The organism is Mesorhizobium sp. M7A.F.Ca.CA.002.05.1.1 (assembly GCF_003998335.1).
Taxonomy (GTDB): domain Bacteria; phylum Pseudomonadota; class Alphaproteobacteria; order Rhizobiales; family Rhizobiaceae; genus Mesorhizobium.
The window spans coordinates 1-14,745 of the sequence record NZ_RZQI01000045.1 but is presented as its reverse complement, the minus strand read 5'-3'; the positions used below and the strand labels follow the sequence as shown (position 1 = coordinate 14,745).

14 protein-coding genes and 1 tRNA gene are annotated in these 14,745 nt (G+C 62.9%); 10 read left to right on the top strand and 5 right to left on the bottom strand.

Going from position 1 to position 14,745, the window contains the following annotated elements:
* Positions 1-383 (top strand): aminoglycoside phosphotransferase family protein (locus EN939_RS04420; protein ID WP_272483080.1); only part of this gene is annotated, 383 nt, incomplete at its 5' end.
* Positions 384-409: 26 nt separating this feature from the next.
* Here the strand turns inward: EN939_RS04420 and EN939_RS04415 are convergent.
* On the bottom strand, positions 410-1,501 hold the full coding sequence (locus tag EN939_RS04415) for a COX15/CtaA family protein (RefSeq protein WP_127267071.1): 1,092 nt from the start codon (positions 1,499-1,501) through the stop codon (positions 410-412).
* Between the two features lie 198 nt (positions 1,502-1,699).
* On the opposite strand from EN939_RS04415, the gene EN939_RS04410 reads away from it, so the two are divergent.
* Positions 1,700-1,915 (top strand): DUF2842 domain-containing protein, encoded by a 216-nt coding sequence (locus EN939_RS04410; RefSeq protein WP_013532215.1) that lies wholly within the window; start codon positions 1,700-1,702, stop codon positions 1,913-1,915.
* A gap of 15 nt (positions 1,916-1,930) precedes the next feature.
* Here EN939_RS04410 and EN939_RS04405 read toward each other — a convergent pair whose 3' ends face one another.
* The gene (locus tag EN939_RS04405; protein ID WP_127267070.1) at positions 1,931-2,989 is read right to left on the bottom strand and encodes a polysaccharide deacetylase family protein; all 1,059 of its coding nucleotides are present in this window, start codon (positions 2,987-2,989) and stop codon (positions 1,931-1,933) included.
* Between the two features lie 91 nt (positions 2,990-3,080).
* Between EN939_RS04405 and EN939_RS04400 the strand changes: the two genes are divergently transcribed.
* Both EN939_RS04400 and EN939_RS04395 read left to right on the top strand, forming a co-directional pair.
* On the top strand, positions 3,081-4,304 hold the full coding sequence (locus tag EN939_RS04400) for a GNAT family N-acetyltransferase (protein ID WP_127267069.1): 1,224 nt from the start codon (positions 3,081-3,083) through the stop codon (positions 4,302-4,304).
* Between the two features lie 4 nt (positions 4,305-4,308).
* Positions 4,309-5,145 (top strand): GNAT family N-acetyltransferase, encoded by an 837-nt coding sequence (locus EN939_RS04395; RefSeq protein WP_127267068.1) that lies wholly within the window; start codon positions 4,309-4,311, stop codon positions 5,143-5,145.
* Positions 5,146-5,191: 46 nt separating this feature from the next.
* Here EN939_RS04395 and EN939_RS04390 read toward each other — a convergent pair whose 3' ends face one another.
* Positions 5,192-7,456 (bottom strand): GumC family protein, encoded by a 2,265-nt coding sequence (locus EN939_RS04390; RefSeq protein ID WP_127267067.1) that lies wholly within the window; start codon positions 7,454-7,456, stop codon positions 5,192-5,194.
* Between the two features lie 260 nt (positions 7,457-7,716).
* Here EN939_RS04390 and EN939_RS04385 point away from each other — a divergent pair, with 260 nt between their 5' ends.
* From EN939_RS04385 to EN939_RS04360, 6 genes are all read left to right on the top strand, one after another.
* Positions 7,717-8,280: a polysaccharide biosynthesis/export family protein gene (locus tag EN939_RS04385; protein ID WP_013532220.1), complete on the top strand. Its 564-nt coding sequence runs from the start codon at positions 7,717-7,719 to the stop codon at positions 8,278-8,280.
* A gap of 10 nt (positions 8,281-8,290) precedes the next feature.
* On the top strand, positions 8,291-9,421 hold the full coding sequence (locus EN939_RS04380; protein ID WP_127267066.1) for a glycosyltransferase family 4 protein: 1,131 nt from the start codon (positions 8,291-8,293) through the stop codon (positions 9,419-9,421).
* 94 nt (positions 9,422-9,515) lie between these two features.
* Complete coding sequence (locus EN939_RS04375; protein WP_127267065.1) at positions 9,516-11,051, top strand: undecaprenyl-phosphate glucose phosphotransferase; 1,536 nt, start codon at positions 9,516-9,518, stop codon at positions 11,049-11,051.
* On the top strand, positions 11,048-12,316 hold the full coding sequence (locus EN939_RS04370; protein ID WP_127267064.1) for an O-antigen ligase family protein: 1,269 nt from the start codon (positions 11,048-11,050) through the stop codon (positions 12,314-12,316). Before EN939_RS04375 ends, EN939_RS04370 begins: the two co-directional genes overlap by 4 nt.
* Before the next feature lie 56 nt (positions 12,317-12,372).
* Positions 12,373-12,449: transfer RNA gene (locus EN939_RS04365), tRNA-Pro, on the top strand.
* Between the two features lie 299 nt (positions 12,450-12,748).
* Positions 12,749-13,429, top strand: coding sequence for an outer membrane protein (locus tag EN939_RS04360; protein WP_127267063.1), 681 nt, complete (start codon positions 12,749-12,751; stop codon positions 13,427-13,429).
* 76 nt (positions 13,430-13,505) lie between these two features.
* Here the strand turns inward: EN939_RS04360 and EN939_RS04355 are convergent, their stop codons facing one another.
* Positions 13,506-13,967 (bottom strand): YbaK/EbsC family protein, encoded by a 462-nt coding sequence (locus tag EN939_RS04355; protein ID WP_127267062.1) that lies wholly within the window; start codon positions 13,965-13,967, stop codon positions 13,506-13,508.
* Positions 13,968-14,154: 187 nt separating this feature from the next.
* Positions 14,155-14,652 (bottom strand): helix-turn-helix domain-containing protein, encoded by a 498-nt coding sequence (locus EN939_RS40015; RefSeq protein WP_372958878.1) that lies wholly within the window; start codon positions 14,650-14,652, stop codon positions 14,155-14,157.
* Positions 14,653-14,745: the final 93 nt, after the last annotated feature.

Here is a 14,745-nt window from a genome sequence, read left to right as displayed (position 1 = left end):
CTATTGCCGACCGGCTGCTGGCCGATCCGCACGATATCAGGCCACTGCATGGCGACCTGCATCACGAGAACATCCTGCACGGACGGCGCGGCTGGCTGGCTATCGATCCGAAGGGCGTGCTCGGCGATCCCGGCTTCGATGCGGCGAACATGTTCTACAACCCGCTCGAGCGGGACGATCTCTGCCTCGACCCCGAGCGGATCGCTGGTATGGCCGGGATTTTTGCCAAAACGCTGGGCCAGACACCACCCGCCATCCTTGATCATGCCATCGCCTATGGTTGCCTCTCGGCGTCATGGCATCATGAGGACGACAATGCGGTCGAGGAGAACCGCGAATTGTCGGTCGTCAAGGCGATCCGGGCGGTACGGGCAAGCTTCTGATCCGGACCCGGTAGATCAGCTCAAGATCAGCCCCTGAGCGCTATTCCCGCCGGCAAGGGACAAGCACCCTTGGTGCCGCGCCAATGGGCGGCTGCAAACCCCAGGACGACGAGCGCAAATCCCTGATGGGTCAGCGCCAAATGCAGCGGCACATGCATCAGCAGCGTGCCGATACCGATCGAAGCTTGGACCAGCACCAGTAGAAACAGCAGCGTCGCGCGCCGCGCATGCGTTGTTTCAGGCAGCCGCCGGCGCGTGGCGATCATGTGCCACAAGGCCACGACGAAAACCGTGTAGGCGCCAAGCCGATGGACGAACTGCACCGTCTTCGGGCTCTCGAAGAAGTTGCGCCATGCCGGCTCGAGGATCAGCAGATCGCCAGGGATGATCTTGCCGTCCATCAACGGCCAGGTGTTGTAGCTCAGGCCCGCATCGAGCCCGGCTACCAGGCCGCCGAGATAGATCTGGATCAGCGCCAGCAGCACGATGAAGCCGGCCAGCCTCTGCGTCGACCGATCGGCGGCGGGTTCGGAATGCGGCGCCAATCCTCGCGCGACCACCATGGTGGCGGTGAAGATCAGCGCGGCGAGTGTCAAGTGGGTCGCCAGCCGGTACTGGCTGACGGAGACCCGGTCGACCAATCCTGAAGCCACCATCCACCAGCCGATGGCGCCTTGCAGGCCGCCGAGCAGGAGAATGCCCACCAGCTTCGCTCCCAGGCCGCGCTCGATGCGGCGCGTCGCCCAGAAGAACAGCAGCGGCAGGGCAAAGACCAGGCCGACGCTGCGCGCCAGGATGCGGTGCGCCCATTCCCACCAGAAGATCGACTTGAACGCCTCGATGCTCATGCCCTTGTTGAGCTCGGCATATTGCGGGATCTGCTGATAGAGCTGGAATTCCTCTTGCCACTCGGCATCGTTGAGCGGCGGGATCACGCCGTGGATCGGCTTCCACTGCGTAATCGACAGGCCGGAATCGGTGAGCCTGGTGGCGCCGCCGACCAGCACCAGCGCAAACAGCACCAGAAGCACCACATAGAGCCAGCCGCGCAGCAGCGCCCGGTTATGCAGGTCGCGGTCGCGGGCGACGTATGGCGCGGCAGCTGATATGGCAGCCATGATCTTGTCCCGGCAGGTTGATTTGGCGGATTGGTGGACCATCGCACCCGTGCTGGCAAGACCATACGGCGCGGCACGCCGTCGCGCCGCGTCTCACCGGTTGCACAGTCTCGCCTCAAGGCCTATGCGAGGCCGATACCCCATGAGCCTGCCAGGCCTCTTGTGCGAATTCCGGCATGCTCGATCAGGAGACCAGCCATGCCCCTGCGCCTGAAAAAGCTGATCGGAATGTTTCTGCTGGTGGCGCTGGTCATCATCTATGCGCTGGTCGCATCGATCTTCGCGGTCGCCCGGCTGTCGGAGTCGGGTCCGTGGGTGCATTTCCTGTTCTTCCTGCTCAGCGGCCTGCTGTGGGTGCTGCCGGCGATGGGCATCATCAAATGGTTGATGCTGGAGCCGAGGGCCAAGCGCTAGGCGAAACCGCCAGCGTTAGATGGTGACAACCATCTTGCCGGCGTTGGCGAGCGGCGTCGTCACGCCCGACAGCATGGTGCGGATGTGGGCGAGGCTCTGGTAGCGGCCGTTGACGGAAATGCGCGGCAAGGCGTGCAGGAACCCGGCATGCTCGGCGCGCAGCACGCCGTGGCGCGTCGTCACGGCGGAGATATAGCCTGCATCGCGGGCAAAACCCACTTCGCGGCAGCCGACAGCGCTGGCATAGCCATAGGGATAAGCGAAATGGCGGGGCATTTCGCCCAGTTCGGCCTGCAACATGGCGCGCACGGCGCCAACCTCGTGCCGGGCATCGGCTTCGGAGAGCCGCTTCAGATTGCTGTGGTTGATCGTATGGGCGCCGATCGTCACCAGCGGATGCGCGGCGATGCGACGGATTTCATCCCAGCTCATCAATGTGCGCAAGCGTGGGCCGTCGGCGTCGATGCCGTTTGCGCGAGCCAGGTCACGCAACACGGCCTGCAGGTCCTCCTCGCGGATTTCCGAGGTGAGATAGGCGTGCAGGCGTGCATTGGCCTGCAGCTTCTTCGCGGGGGTCGAGCAATCGATCGCCAGCGGACCATTCGGCCGCGTCAGCGTCAAGGTATCGCGCGCGTTGACGATGTCCTCGACAACGTCCCACCACAGGTCTGCTGTGCCGTTGATCAGCCCGGGTGCGACATAGATGGTGATCGGCGCGCCATGCTTCTCCAACACCGGCAGCGCCTCGACCATGTTGTCGCGATAGGCGTCGTCGGCGGTGATGGTGGCAAACTGACCGCCCTTGCCGCCTGCCTTGATGCGCTCAACGGCTTCGTCCATGGAGACGAAGGCATAGCCATGCGCCTTCATGTCGGCGATCATGGCGTCAAGGAAGCCGGGCGCGATATTCAGATGCCGGTTGACGCTGTCCGGCTTTTCCGGCGTCGCGGTAACACGGTGCAGCATCAGGATGGCGCCGATGCCGCCGATGAACGGCTTGGCCAGCGGTGCAAGGCCGGTATAGCGGGCGACGTTCAGCGCCAGTTTCCGGATTGCCTCCCCGCCGTCGATCATTCATTCACCTTTTGCGCCTAGGCTGATCCAAGCACGGAATGCGCCTATGCGAACCCCCAAATCGCGATCAATACGTCCTAAGGATTGAGGTATGGTTGACGCAACCGCGTCATTTGACGGCAATCGGCTTGCGGCGACCGAGGCATCGTCGCGCGCCTTGCCACGGGACCATGCCGGCCTGTCGATTTCAGTGGCGTCCACGGACGGACTCGCGGCCTATGCCGAGTTCTGCCGCTCGGCCCTGTTTGGGCCGGCGCAGAGTGCTGCCTGGGTCCAGAACTGGGCGACCGAGACACGACCGGACCTGCTCGTCGCGACGCTGAGTGCCGAGGGCAAACCGGTTTTCTCGCTGGCGCTGGAGGTTGCCGCCAGGGGGCCGTTCCGGATCGCCCGCTTCATGGGTGGGCGCCACGCCAACGGCAACTTCGTCGCCGCGGACCCGAACTGGCTGGCCAAAGCGGATATACCGGCCCTCCGATCGGTGCTGGCGGCCATCGCCAAGGCACGCCCGGACATCGATCTGGTCGCGCTCGAGCGGTTGCTGCCCGATCTCGACGGCGTCGCCAATCCGCTCGCATCGCTTGAGCATTTTTCCAGCCCCAACCTGTCGCTGGCCGTCGATCTCGCCGGCGGCTTCGATGCGCTGCTTTCCCGCGCCAGCGGCAAACGCAAACGCAAGAAGCACCGGTCGCAGATCCGGAAATTCGAGGCCGTAGGCAGCTATCGGCGCATCGGGGCCCGCACCCCCGACGAGGTGGGCAGGCTGCTCGACGCCTTCTTCGAGATGAAGGAACTCCGCTTCCGCAAGATGGGCATCGCCAATGTTTTTGGCGACGCACAGGTACGCGGCTTCTTCCGCGCGCTGTTCATGCAGGCGCTTGCCGAGGACAGGCCTTCCTTCGTGCTGCACGGGCTCGAGGTTGCCGGCAAGCTGCGCGCCATCACCGGTTCAAGCCGCTTGGGCAAACGCCTGATCTGCGAATTCGGAGCGATCGCCGAGGACGATCTTGGGCACGCCAGCCCCGGCGACTTCCTGTTCTTCGACAACATCCAGGAAGCCTGCGAGACCGGTTTCGAGGTCTATGACTTTTCGGTCGGAGATGAGCCTTACAAGCGGCTGTGGTGCGATATCGAAACGCGGCATTTCGAAGTGCTGGTCCCCTTGACCGTGAAGGGCCGCATGCTGGCGCTGACGCTTCGGCAAGGCGCACGGCTGAAGGCCTTCGTCAAGAACAGCCCGACGATCTGGAAGCTGACCAAAGTGCTGCGCCGCAAAGCCGCCGGCCAGGCAGCGCCCGCGGAAGAAGATAGCTGACGCCATGAAGCCGATCATCCGCACACTGTCCCTGCAGGAACTGGCGCTTCTCGTCGACTGGGCGGCCGCGGAAGGCTGGAACCCAGGTCATGAAGACCCGGCGATGTTCCAGGCCGCGGACCCCGAAGGCTTCATCGGCGCCTTTGTCGGCGACGACATGGTCGCGGCAATTTCGGCCGTGGCCTATGGAAGCGAATTCGGTTTCATCGGCCTCTACATCTGCCGGCCTGACATGCGCGGCATGAGCTACGGCAAGGCCGTGTGGGACGCCGGCATGAAAAGGCTCTCGGGCCGGACTGTCGGCCTCGACGGCGTCGCCGAGCAGCAGGCCAATTACCGGCGCAAGGGCTTCGCGCCGGCCTATGAGACCATCCGCTTCACCGGGCGCATGGCAGGCCAGCCGGTCAGGGCCGATGGGTTGCGGATGATTACGACGCAGCTCCTGTCCGGCATCGTCGCCTATGACGCCCATTGCTTTCCGGCGCCCCGAGGCACCTTTCTGAAGCGATGGCTGCAGGAGCCGCATCATGGGCTAGCGGCGATCGGTTCGCGCGGCGTGACCGGTTTTGGCGTGGCGCGCCGCTGTCGATCCGGCTTCAAGATCGGCCCGCTGTTTGCCGACGACACGGAGATCGCTTTGCAACTCCTGGAGGGGCTGGCCGGTGCCTGCGAGGGCGGCGAGCTGCACATCGACGTCCCCGCCGATAACGCCGGCTTCATAACTGCGCTCGATGCGGCCGGCTTTGCGCCGACCTTCACCACCACGCGCATGTACAAGGGGCCTGCCCCGGAATTGGACCTGCGAAGGGTGTTCGGCGTAACGACGCTTGAACTGGGATAGATCGGGCGAACCGCAGAACGGCCCCGCCGGCGATCCGGGGCTCCCCTCAGGCAGCGGCAGTGCGCCTTCTCGGCACCGGATTGCCGGGCGGTTCGTGGCCGAGCGGCGTCACCAGCGTCAGGTCGGGGTAGCCGTTCTCGATCAGCTTGACCGCAGCCTGCGTCACCTCATCGTCGGCCTCCAGCATGGAGAGAAAGACCTCGGTGGCATCGCCGGTCAGGCGGCCGATGCCTTGTGCGTCGGCCGGTCCGCACTCGACCACGACCAGGTCGTAGGCTGTCGTCAGCGACTGCATGATGATCGGCAGCCGGTCGGCGGCACGCATGGCACGAACCGGATCGGCGGTTCCGACCGGGATGACGTGACAGTCCGAGTAGAGATCGGCATGGATGACGTCACTGAACTGCGCTTCCGAAGCGAGCAGGTTGGTGATGCCGGGGAAAAGCCCGCTGTCCAGCATCGGCCGCGAGGCGGCCCCCGACGCGGTGAGGTCCAGCAACAGCACGCGCAGCCCGGCGTCGGCGACCTCGCGCGCCACCAGGATCGCGGATGCAGCCGCCTCGTCGCCTTCCGGCGAGACGAATATGGCGCGCGCCGCACCGCTGGAGATCAGCTTTTCGGCAGCCTTCTCGATATCGATCTCGCCCAGGGTGGAACGCGCCGGTTCGGGCTCGACAGCCGTCTGCTCTGTCGCCGTCGTATCGGGCATTGCGACCACATCCGGTGCCTCGGCCATGGCCGGCATCGCGGCGGCATAGGGCTCCGCTTCATCCGCACGTTCAGGCAGCTCCTGGCCAACCAAGGAGTCCTGCAGGACGGCAGGCTCGTGGCGGACAAATGGCTTGGCGACCGGCGCCTGCGCCACATGGGGCATCGCGACCTCATCGATCCGTTCAAAACGGGAACCGCTCGCCGGTCGCATCGCGCGACCTGAAAACAGCTCCCGCAGAAGCGTCACGATGGCCATGATCAGCAGCGATGCGGCGAAAGCCGCGCCGACGATCGGCCCGACCTTCGGGAAGTAGGCCTCGGAGGGAACCGAAGCCTTCGAGGCGATCCGCGCGTCGACCGGCAGATAGTTGCGATCCTGGCGCGAAGCGGCTTCGCGGTAGTTGGTCAGGTACAGTTCGAGTTGCTGTCGCTTGGCGGTCGCGTCGCGCTGCAGTGCGTCGAGATCGACCTGTTGTTCGCCGGCCTGCGCCGAAGCGGCTTTCAATGTGTTGACGTCGGCGACAAGCTGGTTCTCGCGGGCCTTTGCCGTCTCGGCCTGCATCAACAGGCCTTTCATGATCTTCTGGGCCTCGCTGCGAATCTGTGCGTCGAGATCGGACAGTTGCGATTTCAGCGCGCGAATGCGCGGATGATTGCCAAGCAGTGTCGTCGACAGATCGGCGATGTTGGAGCGCAATTCGACCTGTCGCTCACGCAAGCGCTGGATCAGGTCCGACGACAGAACCTCCGGCACGGCATCCAGCGAACCGCCATTCTGCAGCGCCCTGCGCACACCGTCGGCGGTCGCTTCGGCCGCGGCGCGGTTGGCGCGCACTTTCGACAGTTCGCTCGACAGTTCCGAAAGCTGCTGGGTGGCCAGCACCGAATTGTTGCCACCCATCAGGAGATCGGACTGGGCGCGATAGGCGGCGACCTTCGCCTCGGCATCCTTGACCTGCCGCTGCAGGTCGGCGATCTCGGGCGCCAGGAAGTCTGCCGCGGCGCTGTTCGATTCGAGCTTGGCCGCCCCTTGCCCCGCTATATAGGCGGCGGCGATGGCGTCCGGTACGGCGGCCGCGAGCTTGGGATCTTCCGATGAGAACTCGACGGCAATGATGCGGGTCTTCTCGACGCCATAGACGTTGAGCTTCTCGTGCATTTTCTTGAGCACGCGCTCTTCCGTCGGAATTTCCATCGGGTCGCTTTTCAGCCCGACCAGGACCAGAGCGCGGCTCACCGCCGACATGTCGAGCGCTTCATTGAACTCGGGCAGTTTTTCCAGACCAAGCTTTTGCGAGACCTGCTTGAGGATTTCGTTGGAGGAAATGATCTGGACCTGGGTGGCGACGCCCTGTTCGTCGAGAATAGGCTTGTCGGTGTCATTGTTGTTGCTGGCCGGCCGCGTGTAGATGGATTCGCGCGGCGCGATCTCCACCTGCGTCTCGGCCTTGTAGTGCCGGGTTGCCAGCGAGGCGAAAGCGAAGGCCAGCCCGGTTGCCAACAGGACGACGAGGACTATACGCAGCCAGTTCCTCGCCAGACTGGCGAAGAGCTGCCTGAGATCGACATCGACATCTGCGGCCGCGGACTGAACGGACATGCATCCCTACTCCGATACTGGGTCAGCACGCACCGTAAACAACTATGGTAACTCAGCCGTTAAGATCGTGGTAAGTTTCCGTTAGGGTTTACTGGCGGGCGGCAAACAAAACCGCCAAGAATCACAAAAACTCTTGCCGATGCGCCACGTGTCGGCCGCTCCCTTTACCGGCCATTAACCCTAACAGGATGATAACGGGCCTCGATCCCTGATGTTTGCTGCGACGCCGCAGCGGCCCAGTCGAAGGTACTTGTCCGGTCATGAAAAGCACTGCTTCCCTGTTTCGCGCGCTGCTTGCCGTATCGATGCTGGCTGGCTGTTCCAGCTACCGGCCGACGCCGGCCGCCTTCCATGAGGTGCTCGATCAGCCCTACCGTCTTGGCGCCGGCGACCGCGTCCGCGTGACCGTGTTCGAGCAGGACGGGCTGACCAACACCTACAGTGTCGATCAATCCGGCTATCTCTCCTTCCCGCTTGTCGGCGCCATACCGGCGCGCGGCCACACCGCGCAGCAGATGGAAAAGGAGATCGCCGACAAATTGCGGCAAGGCTATCTGCGCGATCCCGACGTTTCGGTCGAGATCGACCGCTACCGGCCGATCTTCGTCATGGGCGAAGTGGGTGCCGCCGGCCAATATTCCTATGTTCCCGGCCTGACGGTGCAGAAGGCGATCGCCATTGCCGGCGGCTTTACGCCGCGCGCCAACCAGGAAAGCGTCGACATCACCCGCGACATCAACGGCAAGGTGATGACCGGCCGCGTGGTCACCTCCGACCCGCTGCTGCCGGGCGATACGGTCTACGTCCGCGAACGTCTGTTCTGACAGACACCACGTGGCGGACAGGCTCAGGATCGTCCATTGCTTTCGCTCACCCGTCGGAGGAATTTTCCGGCATGTGCGCGACCTGGCCGAGGCGCAGGTCGCCGCCGGGCATTCGGTCGGCATCGTCTGCGATTCGACGACGGGCGGCGCGTTCGAGGAACATTTGTTCGAGCAGATGAAGGGCATGCTGGCGCTCGGCATTCATCGCACGCCGATGCAGCGCCATGTCGGTCCCGGCGACCTTGCCTCGGCTTGGCGCACATACAGGATCATCAAGGAATTGCGGCCGGACGTACTGCATGGGCACGGCGCCAAGGGTGGCGCCTATGCCCGTCTGTTCGGCTCTTTGTTGCGGGTATCAAGGTCTCGCGTAGCCCGCCTTTATTCGCCGCATGGCGGCTCGCTCCACTATGACGAGAGCACGGTCATCGGAAAGCTGTTCTTCGCGCTCGAGCGCTTCATGGCTCGCTTCACCGACTATCTGCTGTTTGTCTCGGACTATGAGCGGCGGACCTATCGCCACAAGGTTGGCGAGCCGCCCATTCCCAACACCCTCGTCTATAACGGCCTGCGCGCCACTGAATTCGAGCCGGTGATCACCGAGCCGGACGCAGCCGACCTGCTTTATATCGGCATGATGCGCGACCTGAAGGGACCGGATATCTTCATCGACGCATTGGCCCTCGCCGGCCCACAGTTCGGCCGCGCACTGACCGCGGTGATGGTCGGCGACGGCGACGACCTTGCGCGTTACCACGGGCAAGTGAAACGCCTCGGGCTCGAGCGCCATGTCCGCTTCCTGCCGCCGATGCCGGCCAGGGAGGCCTTTGCCCTTGCCGCGCTTATCATCGTTCCCTCGCGCGCCGAAGCCATGCCCTATATCGTCCTGGAAACGCTTGCCGCGGGAAAGCCGATGATCGCAACCGCGGTCGGCGGCATCCCGGAGATATTCGACACCGGTTCCCCTGCCCTGATCCGACCTGACCCGATCGAGCTCGCCGACAGGATGAGCCAGGCGCTGGCCGACCCGGTCGCCTATCGCGACCTGATGCCCGATAGCGCCAACCTCAAGGCACGCTTCGGCGCCGATGTGATGGCCGCCGACATCGAGAAGGCCTATTTCGCCGCGCTCGACAGGTAGGCACAGGGCCAAGCCGTTCCAAAGCCATACGTTGTTTCAAGGGTTTCTTAGCTCTCTTTTGCTATGACCATGGGGAAGTTTGCGGAAAGCCCTCATGAACGAGATCGACCCCGCGCGCCGCTTTTCAGCAGAGGCGGTGCGTAAATTCGACGGCCCGGCCGACGGCGACACGCCAAGCGGCATGAACGATGTCGCCCGCCAGGTCGCCTCGCAATACCGGCGCGATACGATGTCGCCGATCATGGTCAGCGGTGTCCTGCGCATGGTCGAATTCGGCTTGCTGTTCCTGTCCGGGCTCGCCGTCTATTTCCACTATGTCGGTTTCTTCAACTATCTCGCCTGGCAATATCCGGTGACGATCGCAGCCGGCTCGTTCCTTGCCGTGGTGCTGCTCGACGTCACCGACTGCTACCAGATCGTCGCCCTGATGCGGCCCATCGCCAACTTCGGCCGCGTGCTGCTGGTCTGGGCCGGCACATTCGCCCTGATGGCGCTGACGGCATTCGTCATGAAGATGTCGCAGGACTATTCGCGCCTATTGTTCGGCAGTTGGTTCGTCATCGGCTTCGTTCTCATCTTCGGCCTCAGGCTGGTGATGTCGAAGCTGATCCGGGCCTGGGCGCGCGATGGCCGCATGGAGCGGCGCGCCGTCATCGTCGGCGGCGGCAAGGCGGCGGAAATCCTGATCCGCTCGGTCGAAAAGCAGCCCTACAACGATATCCGCATCTGCGGCATCTTCGACGATCGCGGCGACAAGCGCTCGCCGCCCATCGTCGCCGGCTACCCCAAGCTCGGCACCATTTCGGAACTGATCGAGTTCGCCCGCATCGCCCGCATCGACATGCTGATCGTATCGCTGCCGCTGACCGCCGAATCGCGGGTGCTGCAGCTGCTGAAGAAGCTGTGGGTGCTGCCGGTCGACATCCGGCTGTCGGCACATTCCAACGCGCTGCAGTTTCGCCCGCGCGCCTATTCCTACATCGGCGCGGTGCCGATGCTCGACATCTTCGACAAGCCGATCAACGACTGGGATTCGGTCGCCAAACGCGCCTTCGACATCGTCTTCAGCCTGATCGGCATCGTCGTGTTCTCGCCGGTCATGCTGGCGACCGCCATCGCCATCAAGCTCGACAGCAAGGGGCCGGTGCTGTTCCATCAGAAGCGGCACGGCTTCAACAACGAGATCATCGAGGTCTACAAGTTCCGTTCGATGTATACGGACAAGGCCGACCCGACCGCCAAGCAGACGGTGACCAAGAACGATCCTCGCGTCACCCGCGTCGGCCGCTTCATCCGCAAGACCTCGATCGACGAGCTGCCGCAGTTCTTCAACTCGCTGCTCGGTTCGCTGTCGCTGGTCGGCCCGCGTCCGCATGCCATCGCGGCGCAATCGCACAACCTGCTCTACAACGAGGTCGTCGACGGCTATTTCGCCCGCCACAAGGTCAAGCCCGGCGTCACAGGCTGGGCGCAGATCAATGGCTGGCGCGGCGAGATGGACACCAACGAGAAGATCCGCATGCGGACCGAGTATGATCTCTACTACATCGAGAACTGGTCGCTGCTGTTCGATTTGCGGATCCTGTTCCTGACGCCGCTCCGGCTGCTCAATACGGAAAACGCCTATTGAGTGCGATCAGCCATGATCTGCCGCGCGCGGCGGTCAACGCCAAGCTGGTCGCGCTGATTTCGTCGGGCGCGGTCTTCCTCGGCATTCTGCTGTCGGGCTTCGTCATCAGCGAGCCGGCGCCCTATGAGCTCTACATGGCCGGGCTGATCGCCATCTGGGCGCTTTTCGGCCTGAGGATTTCCCGCGCGGCCACGCCCTTATTGGTGCTGCTGGTGACGATGAACATCGGCGGCATGATCTCCATGACGCAGATGGCGGACCTCGCCAACACGCCGCTCTATCTCGCCGTGTCGCTGTTTCTCGCCTTCAGCGCGGTGTTCTTCGCATCGATCACCGCCGTACAGCCGAGCCTCTACCGGCTGATCTTCATTGCCTATGTGGTCTCGGCAGTGGCCACATCGCTGCTTGGCATTGCAGGCTATTTCCATGCCTTTCCGGGCGCGGAGATGTTCACCAAATACGATCGCGCCGCCGGCGCCTTCCAGGACCCGAACGTGTTCGGCCCGTTCCTGGTGCTGCCCGGCATCTATCTGCTCTATCTGCTTTTGACCGGACCGGCGACACGCATGCCGCTGCTGGCGGTGCCGCTGCTGATCATCACCGCCGGCATCTTCTTCTCCTTCTCGCGCGGCGCCTGGGGCATGTTCACCGTCTCGGCCGTCCTGCTCACCGGCTGCCTGTTCCTGCAGAGCGCCAGCGGCAAGTTCCGGCTGCGTGTGGTGGTGATGACGATGGCCGCACTGGCGCTGCTGGTCGTCGCCATGATCGTCATCCTGCAGCTGCCCGGCGTGTCGGAGATGTTCTCCAACCGTGCCCAGCTCGAACAGAGCTACGACACCGCCCGCCTCGGCCGCTTCGCCCGCTACGGCATCGGCTTCCAGATGGCGATGGAGCATCCGTTTGGCATCGGCCCGCTGGTCTTCGGCACGATCTTCGGTGAAGACACCCACGATATCTGGCTGAAGATGCTGATGGATTATGGCTGGCTCGGCTTCGTGTCGTTCCTGGCGCTCGTCTTGTGGACGATAGCAGCCGGCTTCCGCATCCTGCTGCGCGACCGGCCGTGGCAGCCCTATCTCCTGTGCGCCTACGTCGCCTTCATCGGCAATATAGGGCTGGGCACCTTCATCGACATCGACCACTGGCGCCATGTCTACCTGCTGCTCGGCCTGATCTGGGGCGCCATCGCGCTGGAATACCGCCATCAACTGCTGTTTCGGCCTGCCTTGCAGGGCTCGCCGGCACCGGCAATCGCAGCGGGATAAAAGTCGCGGAATTCGGTTGACCCGCACGGGGTTATCACGATACATCGCGACCGGTCCGGAGTGTAGCGCAGCCCGGTAGCGCACTTGACTGGGGGTCAAGGGGTCGTCGGTTCGAATCCGGCCACTCCGACCATTTCAAAGCAGGACTTGCCCCCAAAAGTCCTTTCCGCCTTTCCACGAGACACCTTTCCGGACACCCGAAGGGTAGCACAGACCAAAAGTTCCAGCTCTTCGACACGAATTGAGGCTGTCGGCGGCACGAGATGGAAGCCGATTGGCGCGTTGAATCGCTTGAAACCTTGAGTTCAACTCGATTCACGAATGTGTGGCAGTTTCACAACGCTCATATTCCAAACGTTTCCAATCACATGGAAGCGCTTTTCAAGCTTGGGCTGGTGTGTAGATTAAGCAGCGTAGAATCTTGGGGATATCATGAAGACGATCATTCTCTCTTCAGCACTGCTTTTGGCCCTCACGGGCGGGGCGCTTGCCGCCGACCCGATCATCAATGTGCCATCGCAGGATGTGGCGCCTGCCGGTTTCATCTGGACTGGGGGCTATGTGGGTATCGTCGCCGGGGTGAACTACCTGAAGGGTGATTTCGACATCCCGAACTATGATCCTTCCGGCTACAATGCCGACAACACGTCAGCCGAAATTGGTGGCAAAGTCGGATACAATTATCAGTTCGCGAACAATTTCGTACTCGGCGGCGAGGCATCGCTGGTTGCAGTTTTCAACGAGGGTGCGGACAGTACGTTTGATGACGAAGAGATCAATGTACACACGGACTGGCAAGCTCACATTGTTGCAAAGGTTGGCTACGCGGCAGATAGGTTCATGCCTTATGTAAAGGGCGGCATCGCTTTTCTGCACGCAAATGACGTCTTCTATTCCACCACGGGGGATCGCAGCGATCCTCAAAGCCGAACCTACATTGGCTGGACCATTGGCGCTGGTGTCGACTATGCGCTCAACGAGAAGTGGATTGTCGGCGTCGATTATGCATATGCTCATTTCGGCAGTCACGATTTTGCGAACGACCAGCTTGGGCCAACCATCTTGAAGCCAAGCACCCATACGGTTTCCGCGAGCTTGAGCTACAAATTCTGATCGGCATGGTAGGCTGTGACTGCCGTCGTCAGCCGGTGTCCGTGCCAGCTGTTCACGCCCAATCTGGGACCTCAACCTAGCCCTGACAGACATCCACCCATTCAGCGCCGGTGAGATCGACCATGCGCTGCGGTGCAATCCGCACCGCGGCGTTGGTGGCGCCTGCCGCAGGCACCACTTCGTCAAACTCGCGCAGCGATACGTCGCAATAGACCGGCAGCGGCGCCGGCAGGCCGAACGGGCAGACGCCGCCGACCGGGTGGCTGGTCGCTTCGACAACCTCGGCGGCGTCGAGCATGCGCGGCTTGCCGCCGAACTGGTCCTTGAATTTGCGGTTGTCCAGTCTGGCGATGCCGCTGGTCACCACCAGCATGGTGCGGTCGCCGACGCGCAGGCAGATCGTCTTGGCGATCTGGGCCGGCAGCACGCCATGCGCCTCGGCCGCCAACATCACCGTCGCCGAGCTCGCTTCCGTGACAACGACGTCGATATCGGGCGCGTGGGTGGCGAAGAAGGCACGAACGGATTCCAGGCTCATATCGAAAACCCATGGCTCAAAAAGCTTGATGGACGGCAGATTGCGGTTCGGCAGCCGGGGGCCGCCGCGCGTATAAGCACGTGCGGCATACAAATCGGCAAGCCCCAGGCTGAAGCAGACGCTGCGGCAGGTACAAAGAAACCCGCCAAGGAGCCTTGGCGGGTTCTCTGGAATCCGTGGTGCGGATCTAAGCCAGCGATCGCCCTTGCGCCGCCGGCGTCGGCGCAGCCGGGGTGATCAGAGCCTCCTGGGGAAGGTGAAGCGCGGACACAATACGACGCAGCTTCGACGGGTCGGTCACTCTGCCGCTTTCGATATCCTCAATCTCGTCCACCGCCAGGCCGCATGTCAGGGAGAGCTCTTCCACGCTGTAACCGCGGGTCTCCCGCATCGCTCTGAGGGTGTTGTAATCTGGCCCGCTCCCGTTGGTTGCCGGTTCGGAGAGGGGTTCGCTTTTCGCATTATGGGGCATTGGCAACTCCATGACTGAAAGAGTTTGATCAAATGAGGAGTGTTGCCTGAGACGGTCGGGAAGATGCCCTCTCGCCGGCGATTTGCCAAGAGCCAAAAGGGCCGTCACGGGATCGTGAACCAGGTGCCTGGCGCGGCCCTCTCGCGCACACGTCGCGATCAAGTTGTTTTGAAGAAGCGATTGGCCTTTTGCCGGCAGTTTCGCCGCGCCCATTCGTTATCTCCGGGTCGCTGGCGTGAAACCATCCGGTTCCAGCCGGCTCGTTCCCGGAAGGATCTTTGCAATGAACTTGAAGACAGTCATGGT

Coding starts and splice junctions, on each gene's coding strand:
- EN939_RS04415 (WP_127267071.1), bottom strand. CDS start 1,501: ATGGCTGCCATATCAGCTGCCGCGCCATACGTCGCCCGCGACCGCGAC.
- EN939_RS04410 (WP_013532215.1), top strand. CDS start 1,700: ATGCCCCTGCGCCTGAAAAAGCTGATCGGAATGTTTCTGCTGGTGGCG.
- EN939_RS04405 (WP_127267070.1), bottom strand. CDS start 2,989: ATGATCGACGGCGGGGAGGCAATCCGGAAACTGGCGCTGAACGTCGCC.
- EN939_RS04400 (WP_127267069.1), top strand. CDS start 3,081: ATGGTTGACGCAACCGCGTCATTTGACGGCAATCGGCTTGCGGCGACC.
- EN939_RS04395 (WP_127267068.1), top strand. CDS start 4,309: ATGAAGCCGATCATCCGCACACTGTCCCTGCAGGAACTGGCGCTTCTC.
- EN939_RS04390 (WP_127267067.1), bottom strand. CDS start 7,456: ATGTCCGTTCAGTCCGCGGCCGCAGATGTCGATGTCGATCTCAGGCAG.
- EN939_RS04385 (WP_013532220.1), top strand. CDS start 7,717: ATGAAAAGCACTGCTTCCCTGTTTCGCGCGCTGCTTGCCGTATCGATG.
- EN939_RS04375 (WP_127267065.1), top strand. CDS start 9,516: ATGAACGAGATCGACCCCGCGCGCCGCTTTTCAGCAGAGGCGGTGCGT.
- EN939_RS04360 (WP_127267063.1), top strand. CDS start 12,749: ATGAAGACGATCATTCTCTCTTCAGCACTGCTTTTGGCCCTCACGGGC.
- EN939_RS04355 (WP_127267062.1), bottom strand. CDS start 13,967: ATGAGCCTGGAATCCGTTCGTGCCTTCTTCGCCACCCACGCGCCCGAT.
- EN939_RS40015 (WP_372958878.1), bottom strand. CDS start 14,652: ATGGGCGCGGCGAAACTGCCGGCAAAAGGCCAATCGCTTCTTCAAAAC.